This window comes from Fundicoccus sp. Sow4_F4, from assembly GCF_052116145.1.
In the GTDB taxonomy this organism is placed as follows: domain Bacteria; phylum Bacillota; class Bacilli; order Lactobacillales; family Aerococcaceae; genus Fundicoccus.
In genome coordinates this window covers 19,948-36,031 of the sequence record NZ_JBQKLQ010000002.1, presented here as the reverse complement: position 1 = coordinate 36,031, position 16,084 = coordinate 19,948, and the positions used below count along the sequence as shown (strand labels likewise).

Genomic DNA, 16,084 nt, shown 5'->3' with positions numbered 1-16,084 from the left:
GGTAGTATTACGATTCATTATAAGCGTTCGTCTGATAAATGGAAATAAAAGTAATTAAGAAAGCGGTTTCGCTTGTGTTGGGGAATTGATATAATGGAAGGGAAGTTGGGTAGCACTGCTGAAAGCGTATCGGCATGGAAATCCTATAAACATCAATAATAACAAGTGAGGGTAAAATATGATATTAGACGTAATCAGCAACTTAGAAAACTACAGACAATTATTCCCAAGATTTGCAGACTTTAAAGAGTATTTAATAACATTAAATGAACTAGCCGAATGCAAATAAGACCTGGGAGAAGGCGAATTCTGTTCAATCCTGTCAGACGAAAGCAGAGAGTTGGAGAGTAATCCAAACGAGTCTCACCAAACATACATGATTTGCAAATGATGTTAGAAGGGAAGGGATATATGCAGTGGCAAAATTTAGATAAAGTAGACCAGCTCAATTTTGATGCGGCGTTAGACATTGGCTTAGGGACTGTATCAGGTGCGTTGCTTGAAATTCTCAAAGGAAGCTTTTATATTGTCTACCCGCAAGATGCGCATATGCCTGGCTTGCATGTGGAAGAGCCTATGCAATTTAAAAAGGCAGTGTTTAAGGTGAAAGTGAAGTAGATGTAAATAACGTTATTAAGAAAGGATAATTTAGATGGGTGCCAAAGAAAAGAGACTAGGGCAGATTTTAGATAAATATTATGTTAGATCAAATAGTAAAGTAGTCATAAAAGATATATTGAACTCAAATTATCAATCTGAAATCTTGGATGTTTATACTCAATTGGATGGTGTTCGAGAAAATTATAATTTTAGAGGAAAATGGGATTTTGTGTTTAAAGACTTTATACTTGAGCTGGATGAAGAAGCTCATTTTAATCGATATAGAGCATTAACTTTAACTTCAAGCCTCTATGATGAAATTTCTTATTTTCCTATTAATAAATATAAAGACTTTTGTAAGACATATGAAGATAAATGTTTAAAAAAAGGATATGGTAAATATTGGGCAAGTACCAGCACTGAAAAAATGTTTGGACCTTCTGATTTACCCAAGTCATTTGTGAGGTATGGCAGTTCACGTTGGAAACAAAGAGCTTTTTATGATTATGTAAAGGACGTATCGTATCTTTATACAGGAATACCTGTTGTAAGATTATCAATTTATGATCAATTTCAAATTAATGGTAAAGAACTCTCGCTTGAACAGTTATTAGTGAAAAATAATCTTTCGGATGAATATATTTTCACTCAACTAACTAGTTTAATTGCAGAAAGAAAACCACTTTAAACTATTTCAATCAAATATACTTTGATGTGAGTTTGTAGGTACTATTTGTGTATTGTGGAAAAAACTAAAACCTCCACAGTATTTCGATACTTGTAGAGTTCTTTATTATATAGTTTTCTATAAAGATAATAATTTGTGAAGGATGTTAGCTATGAAAGAAAAATAGGTAGTTTATATTTTGAGAATGAGGCGAAAATCTATTTAGGAAAAAATATTAAGAATATCCCAAGAGGGCTAGAGCTAGTAAAATCCAGTCAAAATAAAAACAATTAACTATCTGAACATACTTTTAAAGAGCATTACACGATAGAAGAGATTGCGGGAGGGATTGGACGGATGAATTAAGTGAGATTGAGGATGAATTGGTTTGAAAGAAAGCGTTAAGGAGCATAATTACCAATGTACTATTCCACTTAATCTGGTAGAATACTATACTAACAGTACGAGGCGCTTTTGATTCGCCGTACGATCCAGAAAGGTGGACCGCCTATGCAGAATAAACACAAAAACCTAATTCGATTGCTATGGAAAGAGGGCATCCTTTTCTTCTTATCACTTCTAGTCATATACCAGATCGCAACCAATCTATCAGTCATTGGAGATCATATCAGTAATTTTTTTAGGATTATTTCGCCGTTTTTAGTAGGTGCTATCATGGCCTATTTCTTAAGTCGGCCAACCACTAAAATCGAAAGACAAATTAAGAAAGCACCTCAAGCATTTTTACGGAATAATTCCAGAGGATTCTCAGTTTTAACAATCGTGCTGATTATTACGATGATTATTACGATGATTTTCAATATGTTGATGCCGATTGTGGTGGAGAATATCATTGATTTCACAAGTCAACTCGGTTTATATTCTAGAAGTGTAATCGATTGGGGGAATACACTGATTGTGGACTTAGAACAAGATAATAGTTGGGTTTTAACGATTATTCCTAAAGAAGATTTGATGAACACCTTCACCAATATTTTCTCTGTTCAGGGCATTTTATCGCAAGTCGGTGCGCATGCGGCGTCTGTTGTGACTTATATCATGGCACTATCCTCAAGCATCCTTAATGCGGTGATTAGTCTAATTATCTGCCTATATAGTTTGATTTCTAAAGATAGTATCTTGTTATTTTTCAACCGTGTCGCGAATGCTTTTATTTCCAATAGAAAACTCGATAAAGTTAAATTCTATTTATTACGTTCCAATGAATTTTTCTACAAGTTTATCGTCGCTCAATTTCTAGATGCCTGCATATTAGGAACATTAGCGACGATTATCCTAACAATCCTTGGAGTAGAATACGCAGTGATGCTTGGTGTCATGCTAGGAATCTGTAATATGATTCCATACTTTGGATCGTTGATTGGCTCTGGTGTGACAGCGATTATCACTATCTTTACAGGCGGACTGCAGCTCGCGCTTATTACAGCGCTCAGTTTGTTGATTCTGCAACAAATCGATGGTAATTTTATTGGCCCGCGCATTATGGGGGATGCTCTTAAGCTAAATCCGATGTTAATCATTATTTCTATTACGATCGGAGGCGCCTATTTCGGTATCCTCGGCATGTTCCTGTCGGTACCAGCAGCTGCCATGTTGAAGCTGTTTGTGAATGACATACTCTCTTGGCGCGAAGCTAAACTTGCTGAAAAGATTTAAACCCACACTGACAGAATACTAACTAAAATAAAGAATCGCCTCTTTGCTGATGAACAGTCAGGAGGCGATTTGTTTTGTTTAATGGCTTATGAAACTGAATAGGAAAAAGCGAAAATCAATCATCTGATAGCAGAGAAAAGCCGCTATTGAATAAGGCTCAATTTCACTCAAGCCCATCTATGAATATTCTATGAAATTTATAAGCCAAATACATGATTTCCATTACAGGCAAAATAAAATCATGTAGAATAAACACATGAGCCGTATTTCATTTGAAAAACGGTGCGCTAACAATCTATTTTATAATAAAGGCTATAATAATTGAGCTGGCAATTTAAATGGAACAGGTTTCGCTAGAAAGCCATCTCAACTATTAAAGGAAGGTATGATAAGAGGATGAGGAAAACTTTAGTGGGTGTTGTGGTGGTCGTGGTGCTGGGACTGGTGGGCTACCTAATGGGGAGTCAGTATTATGCGGAGCGATATTATTTGAATACTGAATTTGCGGCGGTGGATATTAGTAACTTAACGCAGGCGGAAGCGGCGGACAAATTGAAAGAAAGCTTTTCGCAACAAAGCATCAATTTTAATGAAGCGGATCGAGCATGGGAGCCACTTAATGCAAGTGACTTAGGCATAACCATTCAAGCAGATGAGGCATTAGCAAGCTTAATGTCAGAACAACATAAGCAGAATTGGCTAGTTGGGGCGGTGACGGATACACAAATTGCTTATGCACCGCAAGCGTTAATCACGATTGATGACAAGCAATTACAAGAAGCGTTAACCGCCAATAATCAGGCGAATGGGGAGCGGTACTTGCCAACGGATGCGAAAATTAGCTATTCTGAAACGGAAGGCTATCTAATTGAAGCGGGCCAAACGGGAACGGAGCTCGACAATTCGGTCTTAAAAGATCAAATCATTCAAGCTGTCATCAATCAAGAGGTGGTTGAGGTGAGTCAAGCTTACTTGCAACCGAGTGTCACGGCCGATAGTCCATCCCTCATTCAGGAATTGGAACAGATTCAAGCTTTGACTTCAATGCAGATTACGTTAACGATTGCAGGTTATGAAGAAGTGATTACACCTGAAATGATTTATAGTTGGTTGATTTTGGATGAGAATGGTGAGTATTATTTTGACCAGGAGATGATTTACGACTATCTTGGCACGCTGAATGATGCTTATGCGACCTATGATGACTATCGCTACTTCAACAGTACGCTGCAGGGAGAAATACAATTAGAACCTGGCACACTAGGTTGGTCGATTGACCGTGAGGTGGAAACACAGGCTATTCTGGATGATTTAGAAGCGGGTGAATCGGTGACGAGAGAGCCAGCTATTGTCGGCATCGGTTATAATGGCTCACTGGATGATATTGGTAGTAGCTACATTGAAGTCGATATGACCTATCAAATGATGTACGTGTATATTGACGGGGTGGCGGTCATTTCGACGCCGATTGTGACCGGTCAGATTGGAACTAACACAGTTCCTGGTGCTTATGCTGTTTGGAACATGGAAACCCCTTCACAGCTAACAGGCTATAATCCACGGACTGAGAAAGAATATGTTCAGCCGGTCGATTACTGGATTGCGTTTGATTATACTGGTCAAGGGGTCCATGATGCGAATTGGCAACCAACTTTCGGCGGTGACGCCTACCTAACCAACGGTTCTCTGGGCTGTATTAACACGCCGCCTGAGATTATGGCACAAGTTTTTAACTACGCTTATAATGGCATGCCGGTGCTGGTTTACCAATAAGCCAAAATATAACTTTATATCACATAGTGAAAAGGGGAGAAATCCTCTTTTTTTTTGTCAAAAAATATAATGATTTATAAGAAGCCTGAAACTACTAAAAATATTGACTTGTTCGACTAAAGGATCAGTAAGAGGACTGTTCTGTATGAGTGTTTCGCCTTTGGATTCAATTTCTACGTGTAAACGATCAATAGCCATTAGTAAACTTTGAATAAATAGAATACAATCAATGTAAGCGCTTGATAAGACGAGCTTACATTAATGGATTAAAGTGAAAAAGAGGGATACGATGATTTTAGACTACATGACGAATTTAGAAAATTACGAAAAACTATTACCAAAAATGGATATTTATCAAGAACATATTAGTAAATTACATGAATTACCAGTCGGTAGATATGAATTGGGAGAAGGTGAATTTTTCTCAATTCAAGAAGGAACGACCCGTCCACTGGAAGGTGCCCAGTTTGAATTTCATGAGCAATACATTGATTTGCAAATCATGCTGGAGGGTTCTGAACAAATGAAGTGGCAGCACTTAAATCAAGTGGAGAAGCTTAAGTTTGATAAAGATTCAGATGTTGGTTTTGCGACAGGTGAAGGGACGTTAATGGATATTCAACCAGGCATGTTTTATCTCGTATACCCGCATGATGCCCATATGCCCGGGCTTTATGTGGCGGAAGAGAATTACTTTAAAAAGGCTGTTTTTAAGCTGAAAAGTTAGTATTAAAGATAAAATGACGAACAATAATAGTTGCTGATAATTCTGCGGCCTTTGTTGTAGTGATAGGATAAGCTTTGGGGGGAAAGATTTTAAGGTAAAACCAATGTGAAGAGTAGGATGTTTTCTAAAGTGAATATTTCTGTGGATTTTATTAGAGGGATTAGCTCTACAATAGGGATCTTTAAGTGTCCTTCCCGCAAGCGCGGGGGTGATCCCGATTATTGTCCCAATCATTCAAAGAAAGTTCCCCTATTAAGTAACACAAACACGCCCCTACTAATTAAAGTACGGGCGTGTTTTTTTGAAGAAAAATATGATGCTGACCAATATATGGCCGTGAATAATAAGGTGATTTTGTTTATGAAGAGAGGGTAGAAGGTAAGATTATGTGCCAACTGCGCGGTGGTACCGAAAATATCGAACTATGAAACACATATTAGAAAATCCAAAGAGCCTTGCCTGCTTTCAACAGAATGCAGGCAAGGCTCTTTTTAATTGTTAATTCTCTTCTTTGTTGTGCTTACCTTGGATGACTAAGCCGAATCCGGCAAGTAGACTAATAGCACCGACGGTCAACCAAATCTGTTGACCTTTCTCACCAGTTGCCGGCAATATACTTGCGGCATTGACTGGTATACCGGAATTAATTGGTTCCAGAGGACCTTGATCAGTCACAGGATTATCATTGCTTCCTTCAGGAATTGCAGTGGTATCCTCATCAATTTTGTCTGGAGTCTTTGGATTGGATTCATTATCATCAACATCGCTACCAGATTCTTTCCCATCTGATTCTTCTGTGTCCTTACCATCAGCATCAGACCCAGTATCTTCCGGTTCAGCAGGATTTAGTTCCTCTGATTTTTCACTCTCAGCTCCTGGTTTTACTTCCTCCGTTTTATCACCATCTAAATCAGGTTTTGGCAACTCTGGGATTATGACTTCATCCTCAACAACTAACGTTCCTACTTCTACAACGCGATCAACGGCCTCTGTTAATCGTCTAGTTTCAACTACCTTACCATTTAAATCATAGTAGACGCGGTTCGAACCATCAGCACCCTTAACCAATACATTTGCTTTACCTACAGCCAATGATGGGTTCTCATTAGTGATTTGTTTGTAACCAACACTCTCATCAGCATAACGATATAATTGAACAGCAGTGACTGCCTCTGTTACAGTTTCTTCTCGCCCATCAGAATAGATATATCGGGTACCATTCTGACCCGTGTGAACCTTAGAATCATCAGTTGTATAAGTAGTTTCAAAGGGAGTCAATACCAGTGTCTGCTTGTTCGCACCCCTTTGTTCAATTCTGCTGACTGGAGCAGATAGGATTAAGCTATCAACCACCTTGCCATCAGCGTCAAAGAAGACTACGCGACGACCAATGATTCCGTCCTGAATCACTCGGCTTTCGCCAAAAGCTAAATCAGAGGATTCAACCTCCACTGTCGTAAAATCAAATTCTTCAACTTTATTCTTGTATAAAGCAACTGCAGCAACGGGAGCAGTAATAACTCGTTCTTCTCCATTACTAAAGACCTGTTTAGACCCTTTAATGCCAGCGTGAACTTGATGCACATAAATTGTATACTCTGTTTCTGGATCAATTTCAACGACTTCGTTGTCATAGAGTTCGATTGCAGAGATTGGTTCAGTCAAGATGACTTCAGAACCGTCTGAATAAACCCATTTAGAACCGTTTAGACCATCTCGGACTAAAGCTTCATCTGTTGTAAATACGGTGTCGAAAAGTACGGATTCAACGCCTAGGAACACAGTGTCAGTCGTTTGGAAGCCAACTTGGAAAGGCTCATCGATGATATTGTAAGTAAGTTCTTTAGAGTTAAACTCTACATCAGTTCTGAACTCAGAAAAATTACCGTAAATATCTTTAGCTCTTAGGTTATCAAAAGTAAAATTGCTGTTCTTGGCATAGTCAAAGATAGAAACTAGGACCTTAGCAGTGAACTCACCATATTATAAACGATGTCATCAGTATTCAGTTTTCCAGCAACGTAGTGCATCTTCATTTTAGACCAATCGCTAAAATCGATAGTGAGTTCTTTAAGGGCGGACTTACTACGGCCGGTTATTGTGACTTCGACAGTTTCATCAACAGCATACTTATCCCGGTCAACAGTAATGGAATCAACAACTACTGCATCCTTTAATTCCGTTTCAACCCAAATAACTTTATTGATGGGAGCTTCAACAATTCGCTCACTGCCATCGGAATAAAGATACTTCGTTCCATTTTGGCCTTCACGAACCTCAGTAAGGTTATTAGTATAATCAGTCGCAAATTCAGCATCTCTTAAATCTTTTGAAAGTCTTTCACGCACAAAAATATCGATATCGAAATTGTCTATAATCTTATGTCTGACAACTACTTTGTCAAAATAGTACAATGATTCGTCTAGTAAACTTAGACTGTTTTTTATAATAGTTTCTATTTCATTATAATCATAGTCAAAGGATAATAATTGGTTTGAGTTATTGTCAAAAAGATTAACCTGACCGTATCCATAATTATTATTATCATAATCAAGAGTTCGGTCTGGAACTAAAGCAAATTCATGGTCACGTAAATCCACATTATCTAAGTTTTTTACATAGAACTTTGTGGAACGTTGATCGATGTATTTTCCATTCAGAATATCGACTTTCTCTTCGTAATTAATAAACTCTTGATGCTCTAATGAAAGTGAAGTTTTGAATTGGTTATTGAACTTTGTAATGAATTCTTGCATTCGATGGTAATAGGAATCGCCATTAAAATTAACTTGAGTTACCTCAAATCCAGTATCAATATCTACGATACTAATATCGTTTCTAATATATTTCGATGCATTATATTTTTCATTTTCTGCATCTTTAGACACTCCATATTCAATAACATGATTGGTGGAATACTTGATGTATTTATAACTGAACTCTTCACCAAGTTCATTATAGAATCGTCTCGTAATTCCATTTTCTCCATTTTTTAAGATATTTGTTAAACCAGGGGCTAATTGATAATTAGGCTTATATTCCGTGAGAAACATTATTGGTTCATCAATATAGTCATATGATTTAACTTCATTTGCTGATTGGCTAATATATTGGGTGCCATCTGTATAATAATAAATAGCGCCATCCTTACCATCTTGAATCGATTCCTCATCGGTCGTATATATAGTTTCAAAAGGAATGTTCTCAAAATTAGCTTTTACTAGATCTTGTTCTTCGAATTGTTTGTAAAAGAAACTGGAATTCACTATTGTTCCGTCATCGTAAAAAACATTACCATCTTCAGTGTGCAAGCTAAGATAGTTTAAGTTAAATTGTCCGGGAGCGAAAGAGTAATAATTTGAGTTAATTTGTTCGCCCAAAATGAAATCAATTATGAAGTTTCCAGATTCATCTTTTGTAATACGACCTTTCGGATCGTAGTCAAACAAGTTTGATTCTAAGTAAGTAATGTCACTTTTGTTCGGGTAATGATATTCATGGGCTGTGGTGTTGCCAAAATTAATATAAGCTCCTGTTATTTCTTTATCATTTTTTACAGTAAGTGTCGCTTTAATTTGTTCATTACCTACATAAATATCTTTTCCAAGTTGAAAATTTATATATTCTGTTGACATACTTAAATTCTCAGCATCTTCCATTTCAGAAGCTATTGGTGAAGTGAGTTCTTGCACAGGGATATTTTCTTCAATGATAGTATTATTATCAAAAGGAATATTTTCTGGAATAAGTTCAACAGGAGTACTTTCTTCTTCTTTTATCACATCAACAGGGATATAAACTTCTAAAACTTCCTCATCAGAATCTAAAAGATTGGGATTTTCCAAAGGTGATACAATTATTTCTTCGACTATTCTTGAATCATCGCTAGATGATTCAAGGATAGCTAATTCTTGAGATTGTATATCTAGGTTAGTGGTTTCAGAGTTTAAACTATAGGCACTATCAGTGATGGTGTTTGTAAAATCATCAGCTACAGATTTCAGGCTTTTTATTTGAACAAAACTTGAATTATTCAATTCATCTACATCTTCATCATCAACTGAGTTTTCACTAACAATTAACTCATCTTCATTTAAGATTTCAATTAAAGCACTATCTTGTACTAAAGCAACGTCACTTTCAGTAATAACTTCTTCAGCATTAACAGTATTCACACCTAAACTAAGTAGACTACCAACAGCAACAGAAACAACACCGACACTCAACTTTTTAATCGCATACTGTGGTCTACGAGTAGCAGACTGTCGAAGGAGCGCGGCCTTATTATTCTTACCAACCATTTAGATTACCTAGTTTCTATATTATTAATCACAAACGTTATAATGATTATATCATCAGATGGACGTTTCAGCCATCTCTTCTAAGTAAACATGGCATACAATCCTTGAATTGAAACAACCACAGCTCTTTAAAAATTCAATTTATTAAGAATTCTTTCAGTGTTATTTAGTTCTAGTTTATATCGTTAAAAAGTGATATAATGAACAAAAAATTATGATACGAGGAGAAACCAGATGAAACAGAATATAAAGCGTTTTGTGGTCTTAATGTTGCTACTAACGTTCACAATAAATGTAGTCAATTCACCCGAAAGAATCAATGCTCAAGAAAGTAGAAGCTCTAAGTCAATCCTCTTACTGGGAGTCGATACAGGCGACTTGGGACGGTCCGATCATGGTCGTTCTGATGTCATGATGTTATTAACGGTTAATTCTACCACAGAATTAATTACAGTCACTAGTATTCCGCGGGATGCTTATGTGATGATTCCAGGCTATTATATGGATAAAATTAACCATGCCTATGCTTTTGGTGGTCCAGAATTGTCGATGCAGTCCGTTGAACAATGGTTTGATATAGAAATTGACAACTATATCGCCGTCAATATGGCAGGGCTAAAAGAAGTGATTGATGCAGTTGGAGGCATTGATGTGGTCTCACCAACTAGTTTCAGTATCTCCGGTTATGATTTTTCAGCTGGAGAAGCTATCACCTTAGATGGAGACAAAGCCTTAGCTTATGTCCGTGAGCGTTATACTTCTGGAGGCGATTATGGCCGTCAAGAAAGACAAAGACAGGTCGTACAAGGTCTCATTAGTAAAATGGCCAGCTTTGATTCAATTCTTAATTTCCAGAGTGTTTACTCCACTATGTCAAGTAACATTGAAACAGACTTAGGCTTTTTAAACTTAGTACAATTATTCGCAGATTATAGACAACTGGCTAATAGTGTGGAATTCTACCAATTATCAGGTGGAGGTACGATGATTGATGGAATTTACTATGATTTAATTTATGATGACTCTTATAATGAAGTAATGGCTAATTTAAGTTCGCAATTAAATTAATAGGTCTCTCTCATATAATTAGAACCCCCTAATTGTATGAGAGTTTTTATATAGACTTAGTTGACTTAAGAGCGTATTACCTTTACTATTTATTTTTAGAGATTAAACTTAACAAGAAATTATAGTTAAATATTGGAGAATAGTATATGAAAAAGATATTAATCACCGGAGTGAATAGTTTCATTGGCAATTCATTAGAGGCATGGTTAGCGAAGCATCCTGATGCATTCGCTATTGAAAAAATATCCTTAAAAAATGATGACTGGAAGCGTAAGGTTTTTAGTCAATATGATTCCATTGTTCATGTAGCCGGAATAGCTCATGTCTCATCCGATGAGAACTTAAAAGAAGAGTATTATCGCGTCAATCGAGATTTAACGATTGATCTAGCAAAAAAAGCCAAAGCAGATGGAGTTAAACAATTCATTTTTATGAGTAGCATCATCATTTACGGTGCCAGCGACATTCAGAATGGGATTATAACGCGTGAGACGGTGCCTAAAGCCAAAGACTTCTATGGGGACAGTAAAATTCAAGCAGAAGCTGGTTTGAATAAACTAGAATCTCCAAATTTCAGAATTGCTATCATTAGACCCCCGATGAGTTATGGTAAAGGATCGAAAGGTAACTACCCTAAACTAGCAAAGCTAGCGACTAAAATCCCCTTCTTCCCAAACCTTGACAATAAACGCAGTATGATTCATGTCGATAATCTATCCGAATTCATTAGATTACTGATAGTGAATGAAGAAGAGGGAGTGTTCTTTCCCCAGAATCAAGAGTATGTGCAAACAAGTCAATTAGTCAGATTGATTGCGCAGGTTCATGGCAAACGCAACTTCCAAACTAAGTTGTTCAATCCGATTATCAAACGGTTGTTGAGAATAAACACCATTCAGAAGATATTTGGAGATTATGTCTACGATCAATCGATGAGTGATTATCATAAAGGGCTGTACCAAGTCTATAATTTAAAAGAATCCATCGAATTAACAGAAAAGTAATCATAAAGAAAACTCACTGTAATCTATTTAATAAGGCCTGTATTGCAGAGGGTGATTCTGTGTGTTTATAATGAAAAGACCTCTATTAAGCATAATAACCACAAATAATTACATTTAAAACGCATTCTTTTTAAATACATTGATAAAACACATTGTAATCATTTAAAATTATACTATAATTGAAATATTGAATATCTCCCAAACGGTTTCTGGATAACAATAGTTATCCAGAAATATCAAGTCTGGTTGAAATATATTCGAATTACCGTTAAAGTTAGAGTGAAATCATTTGTATATAAAACGGAGCGAGTAAGTCCACCCATAGGTCACTTACTCGATAACTCAAATAGAAAGAACGTGAAGAATATAATGAATGCCCATCAAGGAATATCCATGCATATTGTCGAATATGTACAAAAGTTAAATAAGGCACAGAAACGGCTCATATGGATGTTTACAGACTTAAGCATCTATATACTCGCTGGTCTCTTGTCTTATTTATTTTTTTTGACTTTAATTGATGTCCCATTTCTCAATTATGTCGTCTACACCACTTCGTCATTTATCGTTTACTTGGTTTTATCGCATGTGTTTCAAGTGAGTACACGAATCAATCGGTATAGCGGATTAATCGACATTATTTTATTATTTATCATCTCAATGCTTAGTGGTGCGATAGGAGGACTTCTGTGTACTATAGCGTTGGATGTGTTCTCGTTTCGCTACACTGTACTATCAATGATTGTAGCGGCCTTAGGTGTTGTGGGAATCAGAACTATATGGCAGATGATTTATCTATCCAAGTATCGAAACGGTATCGTTCAAGATGAAACTCGAAATATCGTGCTGATTGGTGCAGGAGATGGCGGCTCCTTATTTATGGATAGTTATCGTCGTAACAAAGGGAATATGAATGTCGTCGCCATACTCGACAATAACCCAGAGAAGAAAGGCCAGAATATTGGTGGGATACCCGTTATTGGGGATTCCAGTATGATGCCAGAGTTAGCTAGTCAGTACAATAACTTAGAAGCCATAGTGGCGATTCCATCTTTGTCTCCAACTGATTATGAGAGAATCCTTCAATTATGTAATGAGAATCATGTGACTGTCTATAAGATGCCTAAAGTTGAGGATGTCATCCTAGGGATCCATCAAACAAAAGATACGATGACTAAAGTTAATATCTCAGATTTATTAGGTAGAAAAGAAATTGAATTAGATGAAACGAAGCTCCGTAGTGAACTTGAAGGCAAAACCATCTTGATTACTGGCGCTGGTGGATCAATCGGTTCTGAAATTTCTAGACAAGTGAGTCGTTTCAATCCTAAGAGAGTTTTATTGTTGGGACACGGGGAAAATTCGATTTACCTAATCTATCATGAGTTACTCAAAAGAAAAGGCTTCACAGAATACGTGCCTGTGATTGCGGACGTACAAGATTATGAACGAATACTGGATATATTTAAGAAAGAGCAACCAGATATTGTCTATCATGCAGCTGCCCATAAACATGTACCTTTAATGGAGAGTAATCCAGTCGAAGCATTTAAAAACAATATTCTAGGGACTTATAATATCGCCAAAGCAGTCGATGCAGCTAAAATACCGAAGATGGTGATGATTTCTACGGATAAAGCCGTAAACCCGCCGAATGTGATGGGAGCAACGAAACGCGTAGCCGAATTGATTGTGACGGGCATGAACCAAAAAAGTGAATCCAACTACTGTGCCGTACGATTTGGTAATGTACTAGGCAGCCGTGGGAGTGTCATTCCAGTCTTTGAAAAACAAATTGCTGAAGGCGGACCGATCACTGTGACTGATTTCAGAATGACACGTTATTTCATGACAATACCTGAAGCCAGTCGTTTGGTAATTTATGCAGGAGCGAATGCTGCTGGTGGAGAAGTGTTTATCTTAGACATGGGCGAACCAGTTAAGATAGTAGACTTAGCTAAGAAAATGATATTACTCAGCGGGCATAAAGAAGAAGACATTAATATAGTAGAATCTGGCATACGTCCTGGCGAAAAACTATATGAAGAGTTATTAACTTCATCTGAGCTAGTTGGAAATCAACTAAATGAGAAAATATTTATCGGTAAAGTAGCACAGATGCCAATTGATGAAATTGATTCATTTATTCAAGTGTTACACCAGAATATTGAAGATAGTCGGAAATTAAAAGAAAAAATAATTACATTCGCAAATGAAAGTGCGAATTAATATCGGAGGATAATATGGAAGAAGAAATTAGCTTAAAGGAACTATATAAGATTGTAAAAAAACATTTTTTTACAATTTTAATCGCAATTGTTTCAGGAGTAATTATTGCGGTTCTAGCAATGATGTTCTTAGTAACACCCAAATATAATTCAGAAGCACAACTACTAGTTAATCAGGAATCAAGTCAACAGAATATTCAAGTGAGTGAGATTCAATCGAATATTCAAATGATTAATACGTATCGTGACATTATAACGGGCCACTCATTATTAAGCAGCGTGAATGAGAGGCTTGGCAACAGATATACAATTGGTGAATTAAGTGATGCAATTAATGTGGAACAAGGCCAAGCGTCACAAGCCTTTAAGATATCAGCTACAATGGGAACAGCAGAAGAAGCAAAAACGGTTTTAAATGAATTAATTGCAATTTTCGAGAATACAATCGATGAATTTTATGGAGATGCAGGTGCAACTATCTTTGTATTGTCTCCTGCAACTTACAATCCAAATCGAGTATCACCAAGATTGCTTATCTTTATATTAATTGGTGCAGTAATTGGTTTTGCTTTTAGCGTTTTAATAATTATAATTGTTGAATTGATGGATACAACTGTAAAAGAGGACGATTCCTTAGTTCAGCTAGGACTAATAAACCTTGGGCATGTATACGAATTATCGACTAAAGAATTAAAACAGACAAGACTATCTTCTGAAAAAGAAAAAAGTCGAGTAAGGGAGAGAGTCTAGATATGTTTAATAAAAGAAAAAAAACTGAGCAACGTTTACAAAAACAACAAATGCAAGGGACTTCATTAATTGCGTATGTGGATCCAAAATCTTTAAATGCCGAGCAATTTAGAACGATACGTACAAATATTGAATTTGCTCAACTTGATAAACCAATGAAGAACTTACTGGTGTCTTCAAGTATACCAGCAGAAGGAAAATCGACTGTTGCCTCTAATTTAGCTTATGTAATTGCGCAAACAGATAAAAAAGTATTATTAGTTGATGCAGATTTACGTAAGCCAACTGTACATAGAACCTTTAAACTAAATAATGAACAAGGATTGACAACTTTACTAACTAACGCTGACTTGAAATTTAATCAAGTGGTTCAACATAGCCGGGATTTAAATCTATACTTCTTACCTTCAGGTCCTATTCCGCCAAATCCTTCTGAAATCCTAGGGTCTGGTAGAATGACACTTTTAATGCAAGAATTGGGTCAGTATTTCGATATTGTAATTTATGACGCTCCTCCAATTACTGCTGTAACTGACCCACAAATTTTAGCAACTAAAGTTGACGGAGTAGTCATGGTCGTTCGACAAGGTTACACTCGTAAAGAAGAAGTGAAAAAGGCAAAAGAGGCTCTAGACAATGTTAATGCGAATATATTAGGCTATGTCCTGAATGGCAAGGAATTAAGTGATTCTGCTGGTTATTACGCTTATTATGGCTATGAAGATAAAGAGTAGTAACTATGAATATATTTAAAAAGTTAGTCACAGACCATTATTTTTAAATACAGTGGATTTAAATATTATATTTGTTAATTTATTATAAAGTATAAGGGGATAGACAAGTAGTCTTATCCTCCAATTGTCGTTCTTGAATAAATCAATTGATAAACCTATTGTTTGTTTAATACTGGTCTTAAGTTCAACTACTAAATTGGCTTTTATGCTTTCTTATATCATGCTTTTATGAATTAAAGGGGCTTTTGGTGTGTTTGGTGAGTTCACATCAAGCATGCAGGATATTTTTACTGTTGAAAATTAAATGTGAGAATGTGACATGTAATACTAAGATTTGGACACGATAATAGCTAATTCACATTGTTTAAAATTAAATATATTTAATTTTAAACAATGTATAGTTGATATTTGATATAGATGGAAATGATAATGTTTTATTTTAAATTAATATATATTCCATTTTTGATTTTTGTAATGATAAGAATTTAGAAGCAATCAATTATTAATAAAGAGTTCCCTTAAATTATATTGAATATTTCCAAAGAAAACATTGTA

Annotated in this window: 12 protein-coding genes; 10 read left to right on the top strand and 2 right to left on the bottom strand. The window is 36.1% G+C overall.

From position 1 onward, the window contains the following. The first annotated feature begins 381 nt into the window (after positions 1-381). The 5 genes from ACTQ5J_RS04280 (at position 382) to ACTQ5J_RS04260 (ending at position 5,444) form a co-directional block, all read left to right on the top strand. Positions 382-618, top strand: a complete 237-nt coding sequence (locus ACTQ5J_RS04280) for a YhcH/YjgK/YiaL family protein (protein ID WP_441750856.1) — start codon at positions 382-384, stop codon at positions 616-618. Positions 619-652: 34 nt separating this feature from the next. Continuing rightward, entirely contained in the window at positions 653-1,288 is a 636-nt protein-coding gene (locus ACTQ5J_RS04275; protein WP_441750854.1) for a DUF7255 family protein, read from the top strand. 489 nt (positions 1,289-1,777) lie between these two features. Then, a complete protein-coding gene (locus ACTQ5J_RS04270; RefSeq protein WP_441750852.1) occupies positions 1,778-2,944 on the top strand; it encodes an AI-2E family transporter in 1,167 nt (388 codons plus the stop codon). A gap of 396 nt (positions 2,945-3,340) precedes the next feature. Then, positions 3,341-4,717, top strand: a complete 1,377-nt coding sequence (locus tag ACTQ5J_RS04265) for a L,D-transpeptidase family protein (protein WP_441750850.1) — start codon at positions 3,341-3,343, stop codon at positions 4,715-4,717. A gap of 289 nt (positions 4,718-5,006) precedes the next feature. Then, positions 5,007-5,444, top strand: a complete 438-nt coding sequence (locus ACTQ5J_RS04260; RefSeq protein WP_441750848.1) for a YhcH/YjgK/YiaL family protein — start codon at positions 5,007-5,009, stop codon at positions 5,442-5,444. Positions 5,445-5,942: 498 nt separating this feature from the next. Here ACTQ5J_RS04260 and ACTQ5J_RS04255 read toward each other — a convergent pair whose 3' ends face one another. Further along, the gene (locus ACTQ5J_RS04255) at positions 5,943-7,226 is read right to left on the bottom strand and encodes a G5 domain-containing protein (RefSeq protein WP_441750846.1); all 1,284 of its coding nucleotides are present in this window, start codon (positions 7,224-7,226) and stop codon (positions 5,943-5,945) included. 173 nt (positions 7,227-7,399) lie between these two features. Then, positions 7,400-9,745, bottom strand: coding sequence for a YSIRK-type signal peptide-containing protein (locus ACTQ5J_RS04250; protein ID WP_441750844.1), 2,346 nt, complete (start codon positions 9,743-9,745; stop codon positions 7,400-7,402). 234 nt (positions 9,746-9,979) lie between these two features. Between ACTQ5J_RS04250 and ACTQ5J_RS04245 the strand changes: the two genes are divergently transcribed. The 5 genes from ACTQ5J_RS04245 to ACTQ5J_RS04225 all read left to right on the top strand — a co-directional run bounded on the left by ACTQ5J_RS04245 (position 9,980) and on the right by ACTQ5J_RS04225 (position 15,529). After that, a complete protein-coding gene (locus ACTQ5J_RS04245) occupies positions 9,980-10,813 on the top strand; it encodes an LCP family protein (RefSeq protein WP_441750842.1) in 834 nt (277 codons plus the stop codon). A 146-nt stretch (positions 10,814-10,959) separates the two neighbouring features. Next, on the top strand, positions 10,960-11,817 hold the full coding sequence (locus ACTQ5J_RS04240; RefSeq protein WP_441750840.1) for an NAD-dependent epimerase/dehydratase family protein: 858 nt from the start codon (positions 10,960-10,962) through the stop codon (positions 11,815-11,817). Positions 11,818-12,210: 393 nt separating this feature from the next. Beyond that, the gene (locus tag ACTQ5J_RS04235) at positions 12,211-14,046 is read left to right on the top strand and encodes a polysaccharide biosynthesis protein (protein WP_441750838.1); all 1,836 of its coding nucleotides are present in this window, start codon (positions 12,211-12,213) and stop codon (positions 14,044-14,046) included. Between the two features lie 14 nt (positions 14,047-14,060). Then, positions 14,061-14,795: a YveK family protein gene (locus tag ACTQ5J_RS04230; protein ID WP_441750836.1), complete on the top strand. Its 735-nt coding sequence runs from the start codon at positions 14,061-14,063 to the stop codon at positions 14,793-14,795. A 2-nt stretch (positions 14,796-14,797) separates the two neighbouring features. Continuing rightward, positions 14,798-15,529, top strand: a complete 732-nt coding sequence (locus ACTQ5J_RS04225; protein ID WP_441750834.1) for a CpsD/CapB family tyrosine-protein kinase — start codon at positions 14,798-14,800, stop codon at positions 15,527-15,529. Positions 15,530-16,084 lie beyond the last annotated feature (555 nt).

Bases quoted from the DNA above. Each gene is read 5' to 3' on its own strand.
- ACTQ5J_RS04245 (WP_441750842.1), top strand. From the start codon at position 9,980: ATGAAACAGAATATAAAGCGTTTTGTGGTCTTAATGTTGCTACTAACG.
- ACTQ5J_RS04230 (WP_441750836.1), top strand. From the start codon at position 14,061: ATGGAAGAAGAAATTAGCTTAAAGGAACTATATAAGATTGTAAAAAAA.
- ACTQ5J_RS04275 (WP_441750854.1), top strand. From the start codon at position 653: ATGGGTGCCAAAGAAAAGAGACTAGGGCAGATTTTAGATAAATATTAT.
- ACTQ5J_RS04265 (WP_441750850.1), top strand. From the start codon at position 3,341: ATGAGGAAAACTTTAGTGGGTGTTGTGGTGGTCGTGGTGCTGGGACTG.
- ACTQ5J_RS04270 (WP_441750852.1), top strand. From the start codon at position 1,778: ATGCAGAATAAACACAAAAACCTAATTCGATTGCTATGGAAAGAGGGC.
- ACTQ5J_RS04260 (WP_441750848.1), top strand. From the start codon at position 5,007: ATGATTTTAGACTACATGACGAATTTAGAAAATTACGAAAAACTATTA.
- ACTQ5J_RS04225 (WP_441750834.1), top strand. From the start codon at position 14,798: ATGTTTAATAAAAGAAAAAAAACTGAGCAACGTTTACAAAAACAACAA.
- ACTQ5J_RS04250 (WP_441750844.1), bottom strand. From the start codon at position 9,745: ATGGTTGGTAAGAATAATAAGGCCGCGCTCCTTCGACAGTCTGCTACT.
- ACTQ5J_RS04240 (WP_441750840.1), top strand. From the start codon at position 10,960: ATGAAAAAGATATTAATCACCGGAGTGAATAGTTTCATTGGCAATTCA.
- ACTQ5J_RS04235 (WP_441750838.1), top strand. From the start codon at position 12,211: ATGCATATTGTCGAATATGTACAAAAGTTAAATAAGGCACAGAAACGG.